The sequence below is a fragment of the Xanthovirga aplysinae genome (genome assembly GCF_009711365.1).
GTDB lineage: Bacteria > Bacteroidota > Bacteroidia > Cytophagales > Cyclobacteriaceae > Xanthovirga > Xanthovirga aplysinae.
On the sequence record NZ_SMMB01000692.1, the window covers coordinates 1 to 3,311 of the forward strand.

A 3,311-nucleotide genomic window follows, 5' to 3' on the forward strand; every position below is an offset into this window, starting at 1 on the left:
AAACGGCACTAATTAACCTCAATATTGAATTACATTTAAGTATACAAAGCCGGTTAATAAAAAAATAATCACCAAATTAAAAAGGCCAATGGAGTAAATACCTATTATCAAGTACCAAAATAGATATTAACCATAAAGTCAAATTTTACCAAGGAAGTTGAAGCTTACTATCAACAAGCAATGAGGCTTGGTGGTTATTATTAAAATAAGCGGTTTTACCTAATACCTAGAAAATCTAATGACGGATCGTTCCCCTGAAAGCCTAATTCAAAAACTAAAAGCCTACAAAAAGAAATACTACCAAAATAAACTGATAAAAGGTTTGATTTTGGCTCCAGCAGTATTGGTTTCAATATATCTGTTTTTGAATTCTGCAGAATACACCTTAAGGTTTAATTCAACTGTCCGTACCGCCATTTTTTTTACCTCCCTGGCTGTTGGTTCGGGAGTACTCTATTATTGGGTAATTTTACCGTTTTACCGACTTCTAACCAACAACCGTCAATTGAGTAATGAAGAAGCAGCCCGTCAAATAGGGAGATATTTTCCAGATATTAAAGATAAATTACTCAATACCTTACAATTATTAAAACAGGGAAGTCCCGAAAATAGTCTCTTAAAGGCAAGTATAGAGCAAAAAACGAAAGAAATCGGACATATATCGTTCAAGGATGCCATTCCAATAAAAGCAAACCTAAAATATTTCAAATACCTTCTTCCACCTGCTTCCCTAACCTTTATCCTCTTATTCCTTATTCCACAACTTTTTACAGAAAGCACTAGCAGAATCTTACAGTACAATAAAGAATTTATTCCTGAAGCACCCTTTCAATTTGTATTGGAAAATGAACATTTAAATGGCTTCTCTAATGAAGATTTCACCCTTAAGGTAAAGGTGAAAGGAACAGCTTTACCAGATCAGGTGTACTTACATACAGCCACCAGGCAGATTAAAATGCTGCCCACCAATAAAAATTTATTCGAATATACATTTCCTAAAGTTAGAAACACCACCTCTTTCATTTTTGAGGCAGCTGGACATCAATCGAAAACCTATAAATTAAAAATTTTCAACAGACCTGTTTTGAAAGATTTGACGGTACAACTCAATTACCCAGCTTATCTGCAAAAGAAAAATGAGGTATTAACGAACACCGGACAATTGGAAATACCAGAAGGAACAAAAATAATTTGGGAACTGCTTACCAGAGATACCGACAGTCTATTCTTTTCTTTTCCTGCTTCCGAAGAACATTATTTTCTTACGCCAAAAGGAAAACAACAATTTTCTTTCCAGAGGGCAGCCAGACAATCCGAAGATTACACTATTAGTTTGTCAAATCCACATAGTAAAAATAAAGATCTGATTAGTTATCATATTGAAGTGATCCCCGATCAATATCCGGAAATAACGCTACAACAATTTCAGGATACAACTTTGTACAGCTTTGTAATTCTGGGAGGAAATATTTCAGATGATTATGGAATTACTAATCTCCACTTAAATTTCAAAAAGAAGAACGATCAAAAATATCAGTCAAAAAAACTTTCCATTTTAAAAGATCAAAATACGCAACAGTACTACTACCAATGGCGTCTTGATAGCCTTGGATTGGAAGAAGGAAATGAAATTAATTATTTTCTTAGTGTAACCGATAATGACCAGGTAAATGGCCATAAAACGTCAAAGACAGCCATTTATTCACTAAAGATTCCTACCAGAAGAGAGCTTAAAGAATCTTTGGGAAAAAGTACTGCAGCAACAGAAAATCAAACCAACCAAACCATTCAACAAGCCAAAGAAGTAAGAGAACAATTGCAAGAAGCTATCCAAAAATTACGCAGCAAAAAAGATTTGAGCTGGCAAAATCAACAAGAATTGGAAGAATTGATTAAAAAAAGAGAGGAGCTTAATCAGGCAATTGAAAAATTAAAAGACCAAAGTCGGGATGAACAATTAAAAAGGGAAAGATTTGGAGAACAAAATGAACAGCTTGCTCAAAAGGCTAAACAGCTTCAACAATTAATGGAAGAGCTCCTTGATGATGAAACCAAACAACTGTATGAAGAACTACGGAAGTTATTAGAAGAAAAAAATCAACTAGAGAAGATTCAAGATCAACTTTCAAAAATTGATTTTAAGGAGAAAAACCTTGAAAAAGAACTGGAAAGGACACTGGAACTTTTCAAACGGATGAAAGTGGAGAATAAACTCAACTTAATCTCAGAAGATTTAAAAAAGGCTGCTGAAGAACAGGATCAATTAGCCGAAGAAAAAAGAAATACAAAAAGTGAAAAGCAGAAGGCTTTACAAAAACAAGAAGAACTTAATCAAAAGTTTGATGAGCTGACCAAAGACATCAGAAAGCTTCAGGAAATGAATCAGGAATTAAAAAATCCTGAACCAATCCAAAGTACACAAGAGGAAGAACAAGAAATTAAAGAGGAACAAAAAAATGCACAGAAGGCCTTAGAAGAAGGAAAACGCAAAAACTCACAGAAAGCACAAAAAAATGCCGCTCAAAAAATGCAGAAAATGGCAAAAAAAATGGAGGAAATGCAGAATGCCATGGAGATGAGTATGAGCATGGAGAATCTAGATGACCTTAGGTATATTTTAGAAAACTTAGTGAAATTATCTTTTAATCAAGAAAAACTGATGAAAGATTTTCGGGAGGTACGCCAATCTGACCCCCGATTTATGAAATTATCAGAAAAACAACTGGAAATTAAGGATGATGCTGTCATTATTGAAGATAGTTTAATGGCCCTTGCAAATCGGGTGTTCCAAATTCAATCTTTTGTGACGAGAGAAATAGGGGAGATGAATAAAAATATTGAAGAAAGTATGACAGCCCTGAAAGAACGTAAAAAGGCAAAAGCTACTGCTAAGCAACAATTTGCCATGACCTCTATGAATAACTTGGCACTACTGTTGGATGATGTACTGGACCAAATGCAACAACAAATGGCAGATGCTATGGGCAAAGGAGAGGGAAAACCCCAAGAAGGAAATTCACCTGCTTTAAGTGAACTTCAAAAACAATTAAACCAACAAATCGGAGAATTGAAGAAAAGTGGTATAAGTGGGAGGGAGCTATCCGAAGAACTGGCCCGTTTGGCAGCAGAACAAGAGAAATTAAGACAGAGTTTAAGAGAAATGGAAGAAAAAATGGCTGGTGGGGAAAATGGCGGTGGAACTGATCTAGATGAACTAATGAAAAAAATGGAAAAAACAGAAAAAGATTTAGTCAACAAACAACTTTCTTCTGAAACTATAAAACGACAAAAAGACATTCTCACCCGACTGT

The 3,311-nt window shown here is 34.8% G+C and carries 1 protein-coding gene; it reads left to right on the forward strand.

Going from position 1 to position 3,311, the window contains the following annotated elements:
- Positions 1-238: 238 nt before the first annotated feature.
- The coding region (locus tag E1171_RS04255; RefSeq protein ID WP_155204429.1) for a DUF4175 family protein at positions 239-3,311 on the forward strand (3,073 nt) is incomplete at its 3' end.